The organism is Flagellimonas halotolerans (genome assembly GCF_035818535.1).
GTDB classification, from domain to species: Bacteria; Bacteroidota; Bacteroidia; order Flavobacteriales; family Flavobacteriaceae; genus Flagellimonas; species Flagellimonas halotolerans.
In genome coordinates, this window is sequence record NZ_JAYKYV010000017.1 from 1 (window position 1) to 13,920 (window position 13,920).

The window sequence follows — 13,920 nt, forward strand, 5'->3', positions numbered from 1 at the left end:
TACGACGAGGAATGGCTCGCCAAATGTGTGGACCAGAGCAAGCGGGGCATCATCGCCGAATGGGACGAGGATGGAAATTTGTTGACATAAGAAAAGCTATAGTTAAACATTAAAGCCCCGATCTTGAGGTCGGGGCTTTTTCAATGTAGTTTATGGTATTGTTATATAGCTTTCAAAGCTGTGATGTCCACTTCCCCTGATATATGTAGGTCGTTGCCTGTAACATTGTCCGCTCCGGGAATGGTGAACGCGAATGAAAAGGTCAGGTGTTTGGCGGTGGTGTCGTAGGTAATATCCTTAATTATGTCATCATCTTCAGGGGGTGAGAAAAGGCCAAGCATCGTCCACAACAAAATATTTGTTGTCGTTCCCCCACGACTGCATATTCGTTGATTTGAATATTGAAAAGGTCAATGCTTTGGGAATCCTCTCCTGGATTGGTAACCTCTAATGTGATCTTTACAAAAGAATTTGTGTCATCTTGGTTTTTATCCGGGACACTAAGGAAACGCCTTATATCGAAAAAATAAGTGTTGCCACCAAAGTCAGCATTATTGTTGATTGGTAATTCAGCAGGGTCAATAGGTATAAATTTAAAAGCTGTGGAGTCTTGGAAAAGTACATCATCCACTCTTATTCCCTCCATTTCAAGAGTAATGTATCCATATCTGGTTAATTCATCAAAGCCTACTCCATTTTCTCCATCTAGTCCATCTTTGCCATCCGTACCATCTTCACTAGAACAAGAGACCATGCTTATGCCAAGTGCAAGAATGGAAATGCTAAAAAGCTTGATAGGTTTCATAGAATATAAATTGTTTAAGACAAAGGTAGTTTTGCTATTTGCTTAAAAGAGAGGTAATCGATGTATGTCTTGTTTGAATTGACGGATGTGGGGTTTGGATGGATATAGGAAAATTGAAAAAGTTCATATATTGGAATATAAAGACTTTGTACATAGTTTAATTGACAATGACGATAACTGCCCATCACCCCAAAGGATCCCGCTATCAAATTTTTAGGGAATGTTACTATATCCATCTTGCGGGTGATCATGGCACGGGGCAGATTCCTGTAATCGATGATTGCTGTTATGACTTTGTATTTTTCAAGGAGGCTTCGGGTGCTTTTTATTATGGTGAGGACCCACAAAAAGTTGTAATTCGCAGCAAGGTCTTTACCATTCACGATGTAACGCCACCTTATCGAATTGAAGCAGCGGGTTCACTTACTTTTTTTACGATAAAGTTGCAACCTTGGGTAAACGCTCATTTTTTTGCATCGTTACAAGAATCGGGTGTTGTTGATATTGCAGATGTGCAGTTGCTGTCTCTTCATCAAACCGTTTTTGAAACCGAAGGGGTATCGGATAAGTTTTCGTTGGCAGAGCAATTCATGTGCGATAAGGTATTTGAATTTACATCCTCGATTGAACTAGTGCGCGAACTCTGCAATTATATTTATGAAAAACGGGGAAAAGTAACGGTGAACCAACTGAGTGAATATTTTGACAAATCGAGGCAATATTTGGGCAAGGTTTTTAAAAAGGAAGTGATGTATACCTTAAAAAAATTCATCATCACCGTTCGCATATTGGATTTGGTCAAGTTTAAGGCCAAAAACCCTGATATATCACTTACGCAGCTCAGCTACGATTACGGGTATTTTGATCAAGCCCATTTTATCAACGACTTTAAAAAAGTTTGTGGGGTTGCACCCTTACAGTTCTTTAAAAATTTACCTGAGTTTTTGTTGCGGCACCCGTAGGTTTCCATTTTTACAATTATTTTCACGAGGGTTGTGCCTTCTTTGCACAAACCAATTGATTATGAGGAATTATTTGATCGTTTTGATGGTGCTTCTATGCATAAGTTGCCTTGAGGACAGGAAAAGGGATGTACAGCTTTCATCAAAAATGGAAGCGGTAAAGGAAGCTGTGGACACCTATTTTACCAAACTTACGGAGTTGCAAAAATTTAATGGCGTGGTATTGGTCTATCAAAAGGATACCTTGCTCCTAAAAAAAGCCTATAATTTGAATGATGACCCCCAAAGTTCAACTTACATTACCGATAGCACACAGTTTGATATCCATTCCGTTTCCAAATTGATGACCTATTATTTGTTGGCCAAATTGGAAGAGGAAAGGAAGCTTTCCATAGACCAGACCTTGGACATTTTTTTTAAAGACTTTCCCAAAGGGAAAGAGATTACACTGCAAATGTTGCTGGAACATCGTTCCGGACTGCCCAGGGAATTGTCGGGTTTAGAGGGGCAGGAATACCAATTAACTTCAGATGAAATTGTTGAACTGGCCAAAAAGGAGAATCTTTTGTTTGCACCAGATACAGGTGCCCAGTATTCCAACGTAGGCTATGAGATTTTGTACAACATTGTTTCCAAAGCCTATGATAAACCCTTTGCGCAATGTATAATGGACGAAATTTTCATACCGCTAGGGATGGATGCAAGCGGTGCTCATTTTTTTACCCAAGAAAATAGGATTAAAAATATGGCCCAAAACCATACACTCAAAGATAGTGCGCTGGTGAATGTGGACAATATTCAGCAAGATGAGTTTCGGACGGCGCGGCTGTTTTCAACCGTTGATGATTTAAAAAAGTTTCTCGACGGTATAAAACAGGAACCCTATGCTTCGTTTTTGAAAAACGAGAATGGAATTATAGCCAAAGACGGAGGGTCTAAAGGCATACGCGCCCAAGTTTACAGTGATTTGGGGAGTGACTTTGATTTTGTGCTCTTGGCCAATTATGATGAGATGCCCTTTTTTGATACGATTGATGATATGGTACGGCTTTTAAAGGCCAAACCTGTGGAATATCCGAAGGAAATTAACAGAAAAGCTATAGGCTTGGATGCAGAAGTGCTTCAACAGTATGAGGGTTACTATACTTTTGCCGATTTTGATGGATTGGTGTTGGAGGTGAAGGCCAAAGACAATCATCTTGTCATATTTCAAGAAGGAGAAGAAATAGGGGAGCTACAAGCAGAAACCCCGACCGTGTTTTTTGAGGATCCAAAAGCTGCCGAATCTTTTGAGTTCATTAAAAATGAATCAGGCACTTACGATGCATTGATGGGTTGGAAAGGCATTGTTGTGGAAGGAAAACGGAATTAAATTGGTGGATAGAAAGAAAAAAGCCCGTAAAAAAAGGGCTTTTTGTTGTACAAGGAAACCGACAAATATCGGCTACCTCCCTTTGTTCATCGGTAAGCTTAGGATTGCCCTTCCCGGGAAAACCATTATTCCAGTACTTGTGAATGCTACCACTAACTTTAGGCTTGATCAATTCACCTTCAGAGTTTCGCACAAACTGAAATATTAAACTCTTATGTCTAAATTTTTCGATGATGTACGCTTTGCCTATGGAATTTACTCGTGCAAACTGTTCCAAAAACAGTAATGATGGACTTTTATATATGCGTTTTAAGTTTTGCTGATCTCTGGTCTCAAAAGGCATATTGTCAAACATGATTATATACTTTTGACTTAGCCGTCCTATCCAATATCCTAAGTTCCAAAGACCCGCCATTGTCATCCATTCTAATTGCTATAGGGATGCTCTACTTTTTAAATTCACGTTTGCCTGAGTAAGAGTTAGTAAAGGGCTTTTTGGATAGTTTATGCCTACTGCAATTTCTCCAATTTGGACTATCAAAAAATTGAACCGTAATTTCCTTTGAATTTTTATGGGGTTTTTTTATCCTAAGCTTTAAGGGAACCAGAAGTTTACCATGTTCGATTTGCTCAAAATGATATTCCTTGATGGTTTTATTTGATTTGGCCAATATAAATCTATAAGTGGACGGAATGTTGGCCTTGTTCATAACTATTATTGTTTTGCTTGAACAAGGCTGGCCTCAACTTCAGCACGCTTAAAGTAAACCCTTCGGCCTTTATAATAGGCTTGTATTTTACCTTGCTTGCGCCATTCGTGTAACGTTGACAGTGAGATGTTGAAAAAGGCGCAGACTTCCTTTGGTGTCATTACGGAGGTGCTGGACTTTTCAGTTTGTTGTTTGGAAAGAGCATTTCGGACGGCTTCCGTTATGCTTTCATTGATGAACTATTTTAGCTCACTTTTTGGGAACTCAAATCTAACTTCCATTTTAATAAGATTAAGGTTAATTGGCTCCCGCAGTCTATCTGCGGAGCAATAACCTCTTGCTTACCTTAAAGTTTATTTGATTTTCCCGTTCAAATAATAGGATGTAGAAAGCCTAAGAATTATTATCAGCTGTACATAACATCACAACGAATATATGTCTATTTTTGAATATGACCATTTATGGCTGGATTCAGTTGTTGACATAAGATGCTGTTTGGCAACTAGTTGTGTCTAATTTAAAATCGGGAAAGGTCTTATGTGGACAGGTGTTTGAGTTTTGATAGTTTTCGTATTTATTGTTAATAAGTAATAATTTGAGTATGCCAACGCAGCAGGATATAGCATTGATTTTGATTAAGGGTTTTCGACCTTACGTTAAAGATGCTAATTTAAAAAAGTATGATGATGAGTTTGCAAAACGGAAGCGGTACTCGTCGAAGTTCATTCTCGAGGTCTTCCCAAAGTACATTGATTATGATTATTGGATAAGTCGCCCAAAGGAAAAGCGTGACACCTATCTTTTCAATTATTATTTTGTAGAGGTCCCAACTACAGGTCTTATATATACACCACTATTGAAAAGATATGTGAATAACACCCACCCTAGATTACCCAAGGTCAAAGCTTAGAAGGCCATTTTTATTTTCATAAAGTGTTCTCTAGGCAAAAAGCAGTAAAATTTATTTTGGGGACTTTCCAGCTTTCTACTTGTTCTTAGAATTTTAATATATTTGAAAAGATGGTGTTCTTTTCGGCATCTGGTCGCTCTGTTAACAACCGAGAACGTTTTTAGGCGTCAGGTCAGGGGAGGTAAGTTCACCATTTTTCTTTTTTATATGGTATTCAATACAAGTGACTTCCTGTCTAATCTTCTATAAGGCTGGCTTATTATCTATGAGTTTTGGTGCATATTTTGATTTCAAGCCCCCTATCTTATTTTCATCCTATTTTAAAGGTGTAGTAATTATCAAGGATTTCTGGAATCGGTGTTAAATTTAGAATTGTTGGCAATGGTTGGCAAGAATGCGTTAAAAAACCCTGAAAATCAATTGATTAACAGGGTTAAAAGTACTCGAGGCGGGAGTATAACCCTATAATTTTTAATCAGTTGATTCTTAAGAATAAGTTGCATAAACAGCTGAAAAACAGAATAAAAGTATTTGATTTCAAAGAGGTAGAAATATGCATATCTATGTATTTCTATGCAGAAACGCAAGGAAAGTGCAAGGAAAGTAGTATATTGGCATCGTTCAAAAATGTTATTTAAATGGCCACATTGAGTTACTTTCTTCGCTCCAAATCAAATAATGCATCTATTTATTGCCGGTTAACTATTGACCGAAAAACACAGTTTGAAAAAAAAACTGGGTTGACCATTAGTAGAAATAATTGGTCGAGCAAAACTAAATTGCCTTTACAGAAAGCAGATGCAGAAATAAAGGGAATCAAAAGCAAGTTGGAAGGGTTAAAGGTTTATGTTCAAAACAAGGCGAACCAAAGTATTTTAAATGGTGAATTAATTACTTCGAATTGGTTAGGGCATTCAATCGATGTTTATTTTGGACTTGCATCTGAAACGGGTAAAGATGATAGTGTATTAGGTGCCTTCGATAGATATATTGAAAAACTTAAACAAGATGGGAAGGCAGTAAATACGATTAAAAAGTATCAGTATGCAAGAAAAAAGTTTCAGATATTTCAAGGTCAAGATAAATATAGGGTAAAGGATATCGATGGTTTTTTTGCTGATAGATTCCTAAATGAGTTGAACCTTGGAAAAAGCACGGCAAATAAAATACTTAGGAATGTTGTTACCGTCTGTAAGAATGCCCGGGATAAATATGGTATTGAAGCGTCCAAGACATTAAATGGTATTGAAACCAAGAGGGCCGTTAAAACTCATAAGATTCATTTAGAGCCCAAGGAGTTACTAAAAATTGAGAAGGCACACATTGTTTCAGATTATTTACTAAATGCCCGTAAGTGGCTTTTATTATCGTGTGAGATTGGAATTAGAATATCGGATACGGACAAAATCAATGAGGATAATATTGTTGAATACGAGGGTATGCGGTTTTTACAGTTCATGCCAACTAAACAGAGACAGGATAGGGATAATATTATGGTTACTATTCCAATAGTGGGCAAGGTGAAGGAATTATTATCCGATGGTTTTCCTCGGCCAATCTCACACCAAAAATTGAACGAATATGTCAAGAAAGTATGTGAGATTGCTGAAATTGACGAGCCAACTAAAGGGGAAAAGAGACTAGTTAAAAACGGTTTGAATGTAGAGGGGACTTATCCCAAGTGGCAACTAATAACCTTTCATTGTGGGAGGTACTCTTTCATAACTAATTCCAAGAATATCATCAACAACCAAATGATCAGAACAATTACTGGACACAAGTCAGATCGTATGCTGGAAAATTATCAGATAAACGAACATTTGAAGGATGCCAAGATTGTTGGTGAAATATTGGAGCAAAAATATAAAGAACGTCAAGCCCCATTAGCAGTGAATGAATAATCTCAAATAATCTTAAGAATGAGGAGAACATTAATTGAAAAACAAGTAAAGTGGTTAAGAGAACTTAAAGAAGAAAACCTGTCCCTTAAACTTCAAATCGAACTAACCAAGATTGAAATTAAAATGGCAAAGCGCGATAGTGGTTATGATTAAATCAATCAAAAGGTTTCTGATTAATCTAGCCCGTTATTGCATAAAGTCAATTTTATGGGTAATCCGAACATACAAGGGGCTAAATGATAAATCTAATATTGCAAAAGATTCTTTCCAAACTAAATCATTCGCGAGTAAAAAAGTAACTGAGCCTAAGTATTTGACTGAGGCCCACAGGAAAAACTCCGAAGCGGCAATGAAACAGATTGCCAAATGGCAAGAGCAGCCTTTTTCTTGGAGAAAAATAGACGAGCAAATAGGCCAGAGTTTCAAAATACACAATCAGAAAAATCCGAATTGTGACTATAAATCGTTTGATTGGACCACATTGACCAAAAAGGAACTCGACACTCTTTATCACCAAATCATAGATAAAGCGTTAGAAAACTACGAATATCGCCTTTACGTGCTTTTTAGGTGGAAAATCAACCATGAACAATTTCATAATAGAGCCGCGGCCAGTCTAGCAACACGGATTAGACAGGAAGAACAAAGAATGAAAAAGCATGATATTATCAGTACATACTTCAAAAAGCGCTGGGCCAATATGACACCGGAAGAAGTTGAAGCAGATAGAAAATGGATAATCGAGCAAGGCAGACTTAGAACCCCCAATTAATCAATCACAGCAATGGTCAACAGCAATAAAGAGTGTTTCAAAATTTTAAGAAAAGAGGGCGATATTCAACTATCTGAATCTGATATGGATTTAATCATTTCAATAATCAATATTTTCAAAAATGAATGTTATGATAACTCGGGCTACGAATGGAGATTAAAGCCATACCAGAACTTTGTTAGAAAAAATAATCTTTCATTCAGGAATTGCCATAAGGTTTTACAAGTTCTTTCAAATGATTTTGGGCACTTAGTTGGTGGGGAGAGCGGTTTTAAGAAATTTGTAAACGAGGTAGAAAAGTATTCTGATGAACCGAGGAAAGTGCAAATTGCAAGAGATGACGAGTACGAGTTTTTACGTGATTTAAAAAAATTGAGAAAGGATTATTTTAAGGATTATCCAGTGGGTAAATTCATTAAGTTGATACATGAAAATTTTCAGATTGGAGATAATCACACTTTGGAAACAATAAGAAGAAAGTATTACAGTAAGCCATAGAAAGATAATGAGTAAAAAAAGTCGAATGTCCAAATTGACTGAAACACAGAGAGCCAAAATACAGGCATACTTGAATAATTACAGGAAAAATCATGGGATTAATTCACAATACCTAAACGAAGCCCACAGGAAGAGCGAGGAAGCCAAGGGGAAGTATCTAGCATCTTTAAACCCTTCCGAGATAGATTGGAAGAAGGAAAAAGAGAGGCAAAACATAAACGCGCGGAACGATTGAATAATTTGGAAGAAAAGGATTTAGAAAAATGGGCGGCCCTTGATTTTGCAAGGCAAAATAAACTATGGATTGATGATTTTTATTATTTGGGCAAAATCCCGATGCGTGGCGGATATGAAAATACGCTTGTGCTAAATGAAGAAACAGGAATAATTTTTAAATCAAACAATCTTGCAAACTCCGAATATTTAATTTCAAATCTATTTAAGGGGATTGCTATTCACAATCTACTTTTTCCAGCCAACAATTATGAGTTTGTGGGGTTTACTGGATTAGACAACGGCCCGACTAGAACACCATACGTTGAGCCAGTATTTAAACAAAAGTATGTTGCTGAAGCAACCAAGGCGGAGCCATCCGAAATAAAAACCTATATGGAATCTCTTGGTTTTGAACAACGGACACCGGAATCCTATTACAATGGCCAATATCTTGTTTCTGATTTACACCCTAGAAACGTGCTGAAAGATTCCGAAGGAAACTTTCATGTTGTTGATGCTATGTGTCGGACATTATAAGGTTTTTAAGGTTTCATTCCTCATCAAATAGATGCTTAGGAAATTTATGTTCTACCTCTTCAATTTGATTTTGTTCTACCCAAGATTCTCTAATGCTAATTGATTCTTTAAACTCTTGCGCTTCACTTAGTTTAATAAATTCAACTTTCTTGTCTACGATTTTATTCACTTCATTTTCAATTTCTTCTAAAGTGACCCTAAAAAACTCTTTTCTAAAATTTATGAGGTTAACACTTTTTTCTTTGAAAACTTGATGAAGTTGATTCTCTAATGCCGGAGCATCAGTTGAAAATATAAGCGCATGAACATCAAAAGTAAATGGGACTGATGAATCTCCTAGTTCTCTAACTCTATCCAATGGCTCCAACCTTCTAGTTAATCCAATTTTATAAACATTTTCCCCAAAAGAACCAATGTTTGAAATTACATAGACATAACCTGATTTAGTTTGTTGTGCCATGGATAAAGCCCTCTCTTTCTGGTCATGAGCAGCCTTAAGGTTATTCTCTAAATCTAAAATCTTGTTATGAAGTTTTATTAATTCTTCTCCACTGACAAGGCCTAAATCCTGCTTCGCCTTTTCTAGTGCTTTTTGATACAACGCCTCTTCTCTTTCGGCCTTTCTTTTTGCTATCTCAAAATCTCTTTGGGCTTTTTCTTCTTCCCTTATTCTTGCCCTCTCTTCTCTTTGTGCTTCTTTTTCTTCATGTTTTTTAAGGTTGTATTCATGAGTTAACTTTAACTCTTCAATTTTCATAGTTAGGAAGGTGTCCACTATTTCGATATTATTAGATTTGCCTAGGCGATTAATCGCATTATATGACTTTTGAATTCTTTTTTCAATTGTTTCAATATTGTTCCATTTTACCTTGCTTATTAGTACGTCACATTCATTGTTGAAAGCTCGCAACATCAGTTTCATTTGTTTATTAATCATTGCTTGGCCCTTTTTTAGATTACCATCCACATGCCAAGTTGTAAAGCATTCTATTGCCAATCCATTCTGAATGTAATGTTTTTGGGCTCTTTTAATTTCCTCAATATGTTTTTTGTACGTTTCTGAATCTTGAAAATCAAAAATTGGGTCATAATGTCCATAAGAGATTAAGTCCAGTTTACTTTCATAAATTTTAGTTTCCTCAATTAACTCATCATATAATCTTTTGCCTTGATCATATTTGATTGATAATTCGTTCCTTTTATTTTTTAAATCATTTATATGAGAAATGATGGTCTCAACCTCCTTTTCAAGATCAATGATTTTAGAATACTTTGAGAGTAATTCTTCCTTTTGAGATAAAATCGAATCTTTTTCATTGATGCATTTCTGTAATTCATCTGAAAGCAATTTTACTTTTTTCTTATTGAATAAATCCATATAAATGATTGGTTGAAGTTGAGGTTTATAAAAAAGGCGGGAGAGTTTTTTAAAAGTAGGTAAAGACTTAAAGACTTGCAAAAGTTTATGTTAGGGTTTTTTCCGAAAGATTTATATCGTTAAGTTGAATTTAAGTTTGGTCTATAAACTTGATTTTACAGATAGTCGAATTCCCCATTTGTCATTAATTTAATTATGAGAAGAAAGTAGTAGTAACTTTTTTAATTTTAAAGAGATTCTATAATTCGTAAGAGATGAAAATTGATCCTTTAAAAGTCCCCTTTGATGATTTTGAGAAACACATTAATATAGAAGGAAATCATAGGATTTTGTTCTCAGGTATTTATGGGACAGGGAAAACTTGGTTTTTGGACAAATTCTTTGAGGTCAAGAATGATAAATATGCATCGATACACATCAAGCCAGTGAATTATGCAATCGGTTCTAACAAGGACATATTTGAGTTAATAAAGGTTGATATCCTATTTGAAATACTTAATAGGAACGAGATAACTTTTGATGAAATCGAACTGGACAACAAATTACTCGCTGAATATTTAATTTTGGATAGGCTAGGGATTATATTTCCTACACTCATTGAAGGTCTTAGTGATGTGACTGCAGCACATGAAGGATTGGAGGATGAAAACTTTTTAGTTAAAGGGATAACCAACCTACTAAAGGTGGTTAATAAACTCAAACCCGGTACAGAATATAAAAGTAAACTTAAGGAGAATCCGGATTTAACTTTGATTAAAGAAAATTTCGCTGGCCATACTGATGTAATTGGGGGGCTTTATGAAAGAAATGCAACTACACAATTGATTCAAGAATTAGTACAGGTAATTAGTAAAAATGAGACCCAAGAAAGAGAAGAAGACAAATCGAATAAAGAAACGGTTTTAGTAATTGATGATTTAGATAGACTAGATCCAAATGATATTTTCCGTATACTAAATATTTTTTCTGCTCATTTTGATATTGAAAGTCCACAAGAAAATAAATTTGGATTTGATAGAGTGGTTTTAGTGTGTGATGTAGAAAACCTTGAAAGTATTTACAGACATAAATATGGAGAACAGACCGATTTTAATGGTTACATCAATAAGTTTTACTCAAATAGAATATACAATTATGATAATCGAGAAAATATAAATCAAATAACTCAAGCATTTATTGAGCAATTTGATAGGCGGTATTTATGGCCAAAATTTAAACAACTAATGCATCAGTTGATACGTATAGGGATTAATTCAAAACATTTAAGTCTTAGAAGATTGCTGCAGTTTGATATCAACTCCATTAAACCGTTAGACAAACAATTGACGCTTAGGGATTTTAGTACATGGCACACAAACCAGTTTCCACCATTACAAGTCTATTATTTATTGGAGAATATTTTCGAAGGTAGGCAAAGGGTTATGGATTTTATGGAATACATTAGGTTTATTGAGAATGATGAATTTCCAGATCAAAAACAATCTGACATGCTTAAAATGCTTATTCCGTTAATAGATTTAAACCGCATTGTTGAAGAAGGAAAGAATTTAAGAGGGGAACAACATTCGAGAGGTTTTTCATTAAAGGATTTGAATGTACATATTAATTATACCTTAGCAATCAACCAATATTGGAGTGCAAAGGATTTAACCATAAGTTCTAATGGCTCAGTAGACGTAAATTATTATCCTAATTTAAATAATTTTCTTGGCTACACATATAAATCTATTCTTGAAAAGAAATTATTAGATTAAAGATTAATTTATAAGTTAATAATGAGAAATACCGAGATAACTGTATCAAACTTTCAGGATGTGGCCACCTATTTAAAAGCATGGAGAAAGGACCATAACATTAGTCAAGAGGACTTCTCAAGGTTTGCAAAGGTGCAAAGAACATGGTACAGTAAAATTGAGAGGGGCGAAGCCGATAACATTACCCTTAATTCACTCTTGAAATTGCTTGAAGAAATGGGCTGCAAATTGGTAATCGTTGACACACATGCGCAGCCAGTCGGATGAGTATAAACTCAACAATTGCGAAAATGTAACTTCGTGCAATAGGTTTGATATATATATGTATTGTTCTCCACATCAAACAAACGATACTGATTAGGTTTGATCAACAACGGTTAATTGACTGTTAATAAGTAGTTTGAGGTCTATTGTAATGGCCTTTCCCGATTTATTAGAAATATAATAGATATATCCTATAATGCATATCAAAGACCTGAACCCAATTTGATTCAAAAGTTGGAAAAACATTATTTTTTGTACATTACCATTCCCCCGCCTAAATGGGGGCTTTTTGTTTAAAGTGCCGTTAGAAATTTGTTTAAAAATGAAAAACCTTATTGTTCAAACTGTAATATTGGTTATTCTACTAAGTTCGTGCAATGACTATTCAGATCATAAAATTATTGTAGATAAATCAAATCTACATGGTGTATTGGACACCGTAGAAATCGAGGTTGGTGTTCAGGGCAGTCAAAAACTTAATTATGACATTGAAATAAGGTACAACGGAGAGTTCCTTGCAAAAGATTCGGTTACCTCTAACTCTAAACCAATTTTTAAAAAAGTCAAAATTGATTTTGGAAAACTTAAAGAAAAAACCATTGATTTTTCTGCTGATTTAGTTAAGCAAGGCAATATTAAATTGGATTTTGTTTTGTCAAACGAAAGGAAAAAAATCGTTATCGATAGTTCAATTCCCATGGCTTTTCGTCTTCCTCCGATCTCACAACCATTATCGATATCCTTCGGTGAAGGAACTGCCGATTTAATTTCGCCACTTCAAAAGCAAATAATTGAGGTGCGAAAAAAATTCCCTAAATATGAGGATAGAACTATTCATAGAATAGCCTTCCTAAGCGAAGTATTAAGATTGAATCAAAAAGGTCTCCATCTCCTTAATAGAGTTAAGAGCCTAAAACCAGTAAGGAAGCAATTTGAAATCAATCTCAATTTGACGACTGATACAATTTTTAAGCATACCATAATTGGACGATATCCGGCAATTAATAATAGTCACTACATTGGTGTAGACATTGAGAAGATAATTTCAGATTATGTTGAAACAAGGCTCGACTCTATTAAATCTGATTGGGCCGGAAATAAGGATGGTGGCGGATATTTTATTAATTACAATTCATCAAGTGATTATGTGGGTTTAATAGGGATTTACTTGATAAATATCAACCAATTTGGGGAGTATACATTTCAACAGATTGCATCATTTATATCTGATACTGCTCCTCCTAGATTTTCCAATTCTAAATATTGTTCAGAGCCAAATAACCCGGATTATGAGGGCATTGTATGTCTTTATACTGAGAAATTTTTTGGTTGGAGCCCATTTAAGGTTCCATTTGTAGGTAGGGCGTATGGTGATATTAAATCCATTTATATTGACAATAAAAAAGTAGACTTCAAAATTGGTGAAGAAATCTATTTTAAAAAAAGTGTGTATTTAGATGGAGGGTATAATAGGGTGCCAATCAAATTGATTGACGGATCAGGCAATGTTACTGAATCGTTTATTCCTATCACGATGGAAGATATGGGCGACAACAATATCAATAATAATATTAGTATAGACAATAATTAAAAGTATGCCTTTCTAAAATGAGGCATCTAGCAATTAGCATTTTTATGAATTTATTCAAAACACATACATTTTTTCAGGCACTCAGTTGTATCTACTTAATAACAAATATGTGGATTGCACACGATAGTACCCTTGGGAGGTAATACATATAACACGGGAATTTCCGTATTAAGAAAATCGGATTTCTCGACCCCACGGGTATTGATTAGGTTTTAGGTGTTGGTTTTTTTTGGGTTTTTGAATCCGTTCC

The 13,920-nt window shown here is 35.2% G+C and carries 14 protein-coding genes and 1 pseudogene; 11 read left to right on the forward strand and 4 right to left on the reverse strand.

What is annotated here, in order from left to right:
• Positions 1–90 (forward strand): annotated as a pseudogene (locus VM932_RS14930) (gluconate 2-dehydrogenase subunit 3 family protein); the annotation flags it as partial.
• 71 nt (positions 91–161) lie between these two features.
• On the opposite strand, the gene VM932_RS14935 reads toward VM932_RS14930, so the two are convergent.
• Both VM932_RS14935 and VM932_RS14940 read right to left on the reverse strand, forming a co-directional pair.
• Positions 162–341, reverse strand: coding sequence for a hypothetical protein (locus tag VM932_RS14935; RefSeq protein ID WP_326279790.1), 180 nt, complete (start codon positions 339–341; stop codon positions 162–164).
• Positions 302–805 carry a hypothetical protein gene (locus VM932_RS14940; protein ID WP_326279792.1) on the reverse strand — a complete coding sequence of 168 codons (504 nt, stop codon included), beginning with the start codon at positions 803–805 and terminating at the stop codon, positions 302–304. The genes VM932_RS14935 and VM932_RS14940 overlap by 40 nt, the downstream gene beginning before the upstream one ends.
• 167 nt (positions 806–972) lie before the next feature.
• On the opposite strand from VM932_RS14940, the gene VM932_RS14945 reads away from it, so the two are divergent.
• Positions 973–1,767 carry a helix-turn-helix transcriptional regulator gene (locus VM932_RS14945; protein WP_326279794.1) on the forward strand — a complete coding sequence of 265 codons (795 nt, stop codon included), beginning with the start codon at positions 973–975 and terminating at the stop codon, positions 1,765–1,767.
• 61 nt (positions 1,768–1,828) lie between these two features.
• On the forward strand, positions 1,829–3,139 hold the full coding sequence (locus VM932_RS14950) for a serine hydrolase domain-containing protein (protein ID WP_326279796.1): 1,311 nt from the start codon (positions 1,829–1,831) through the stop codon (positions 3,137–3,139).
• Between the two features lie 715 nt (positions 3,140–3,854).
• Here VM932_RS14950 and VM932_RS16795 read toward each other — a convergent pair.
• Positions 3,855–4,010, reverse strand: a complete 156-nt coding sequence (locus VM932_RS16795) for a helix-turn-helix domain-containing protein (protein WP_428979752.1) — start codon at positions 4,008–4,010, stop codon at positions 3,855–3,857.
• A 1,387-nt stretch (positions 4,011–5,397) separates the two neighbouring features.
• Between VM932_RS16795 and VM932_RS14955 the strand changes: the two genes are divergently transcribed.
• The 5 genes from VM932_RS14955 to VM932_RS14975 all read left to right on the forward strand — a co-directional run bounded on the left by VM932_RS14955 (position 5,398) and on the right by VM932_RS14975 (position 8,683).
• A complete protein-coding gene (locus VM932_RS14955) occupies positions 5,398–6,660 on the forward strand; it encodes a tyrosine-type recombinase/integrase (protein ID WP_326279798.1) in 1,263 nt (420 codons plus the stop codon).
• Between the two features lie 18 nt (positions 6,661–6,678).
• Entirely contained in the window at positions 6,679–6,813 is a 135-nt protein-coding gene (locus tag VM932_RS14960; RefSeq protein WP_326279800.1) for a hypothetical protein, read from the forward strand.
• Between the two features lie 196 nt (positions 6,814–7,009).
• Positions 7,010–7,432: a hypothetical protein gene (locus tag VM932_RS14965; protein WP_326279802.1), complete on the forward strand. Its 423-nt coding sequence runs from the start codon at positions 7,010–7,012 to the stop codon at positions 7,430–7,432.
• 12 nt (positions 7,433–7,444) lie between these two features.
• Positions 7,445–7,930 (forward strand): hypothetical protein, encoded by a 486-nt coding sequence (locus tag VM932_RS14970; RefSeq protein WP_326279804.1) that lies wholly within the window; start codon positions 7,445–7,447, stop codon positions 7,928–7,930.
• Between the two features lie 186 nt (positions 7,931–8,116).
• Positions 8,117–8,683 carry a putative polyvalent protein kinase domain-containing protein gene (locus VM932_RS14975; protein WP_326279806.1) on the forward strand — a complete coding sequence of 189 codons (567 nt, stop codon included), beginning with the start codon at positions 8,117–8,119 and terminating at the stop codon, positions 8,681–8,683.
• A gap of 13 nt (positions 8,684–8,696) precedes the next feature.
• Here the strand turns inward: VM932_RS14975 and VM932_RS14980 are convergent, their stop codons facing one another.
• On the reverse strand, positions 8,697–10,061 hold the full coding sequence (locus VM932_RS14980) for an SNIPE associated domain-containing protein (protein ID WP_326279808.1): 1,365 nt from the start codon (positions 10,059–10,061) through the stop codon (positions 8,697–8,699).
• 254 nt (positions 10,062–10,315) lie between these two features.
• Between VM932_RS14980 and VM932_RS14985 the strand changes: the two genes are divergently transcribed.
• The 3 genes from VM932_RS14985 (at position 10,316) to VM932_RS14995 (ending at position 13,670) form a co-directional block, all read left to right on the forward strand.
• Positions 10,316–11,815, forward strand: a complete 1,500-nt coding sequence (locus VM932_RS14985; RefSeq protein WP_326279810.1) for a P-loop NTPase fold protein — start codon at positions 10,316–10,318, stop codon at positions 11,813–11,815.
• A 21-nt stretch (positions 11,816–11,836) separates the two neighbouring features.
• A complete protein-coding gene (locus VM932_RS14990; protein ID WP_326279812.1) occupies positions 11,837–12,082 on the forward strand; it encodes a helix-turn-helix domain-containing protein in 246 nt (81 codons plus the stop codon).
• A 319-nt stretch (positions 12,083–12,401) separates the two neighbouring features.
• Positions 12,402–13,670: a hypothetical protein gene (locus VM932_RS14995; protein ID WP_326279814.1), complete on the forward strand. Its 1,269-nt coding sequence runs from the start codon at positions 12,402–12,404 to the stop codon at positions 13,668–13,670.
• Positions 13,671–13,920 lie beyond the last annotated feature (250 nt).

Excerpts from the sequence above, each read along its gene's own strand:
- VM932_RS16795 (WP_428979752.1), bottom strand. The coding sequence starts at position 4,010 with ATGACACCAAAGGAAGTCTGCGCCTTTTTCAACATCTCACTGTCAACG.
- VM932_RS14995 (WP_326279814.1), top strand. The coding sequence starts at position 12,402 with ATGAAAAACCTTATTGTTCAAACTGTAATATTGGTTATTCTACTAAGT.
- VM932_RS14990 (WP_326279812.1), top strand. The coding sequence starts at position 11,837 with ATGAGAAATACCGAGATAACTGTATCAAACTTTCAGGATGTGGCCACC.
- VM932_RS14945 (WP_326279794.1), top strand. The coding sequence starts at position 973 with ATGACGATAACTGCCCATCACCCCAAAGGATCCCGCTATCAAATTTTT.
- VM932_RS14940 (WP_326279792.1), bottom strand. The coding sequence starts at position 805 with ATGAAACCTATCAAGCTTTTTAGCATTTCCATTCTTGCACTTGGCATA.
- VM932_RS14985 (WP_326279810.1), top strand. The coding sequence starts at position 10,316 with ATGAAAATTGATCCTTTAAAAGTCCCCTTTGATGATTTTGAGAAACAC.
- VM932_RS14955 (WP_326279798.1), top strand. The coding sequence starts at position 5,398 with ATGGCCACATTGAGTTACTTTCTTCGCTCCAAATCAAATAATGCATCT.
- VM932_RS14950 (WP_326279796.1), top strand. The coding sequence starts at position 1,829 with ATGAGGAATTATTTGATCGTTTTGATGGTGCTTCTATGCATAAGTTGC.
- VM932_RS14965 (WP_326279802.1), top strand. The coding sequence starts at position 7,010 with ATGAAACAGATTGCCAAATGGCAAGAGCAGCCTTTTTCTTGGAGAAAA.
- VM932_RS14980 (WP_326279808.1), bottom strand. The coding sequence starts at position 10,061 with ATGGATTTATTCAATAAGAAAAAAGTAAAATTGCTTTCAGATGAATTA.
- VM932_RS14960 (WP_326279800.1), top strand. The coding sequence starts at position 6,679 with ATGAGGAGAACATTAATTGAAAAACAAGTAAAGTGGTTAAGAGAACTT.
- VM932_RS14935 (WP_326279790.1), bottom strand. The coding sequence starts at position 341 with ATGCTTGGCCTTTTCTCACCCCCTGAAGATGATGACATAATTAAGGAT.
- VM932_RS14970 (WP_326279804.1), top strand. The coding sequence starts at position 7,445 with ATGGTCAACAGCAATAAAGAGTGTTTCAAAATTTTAAGAAAAGAGGGC.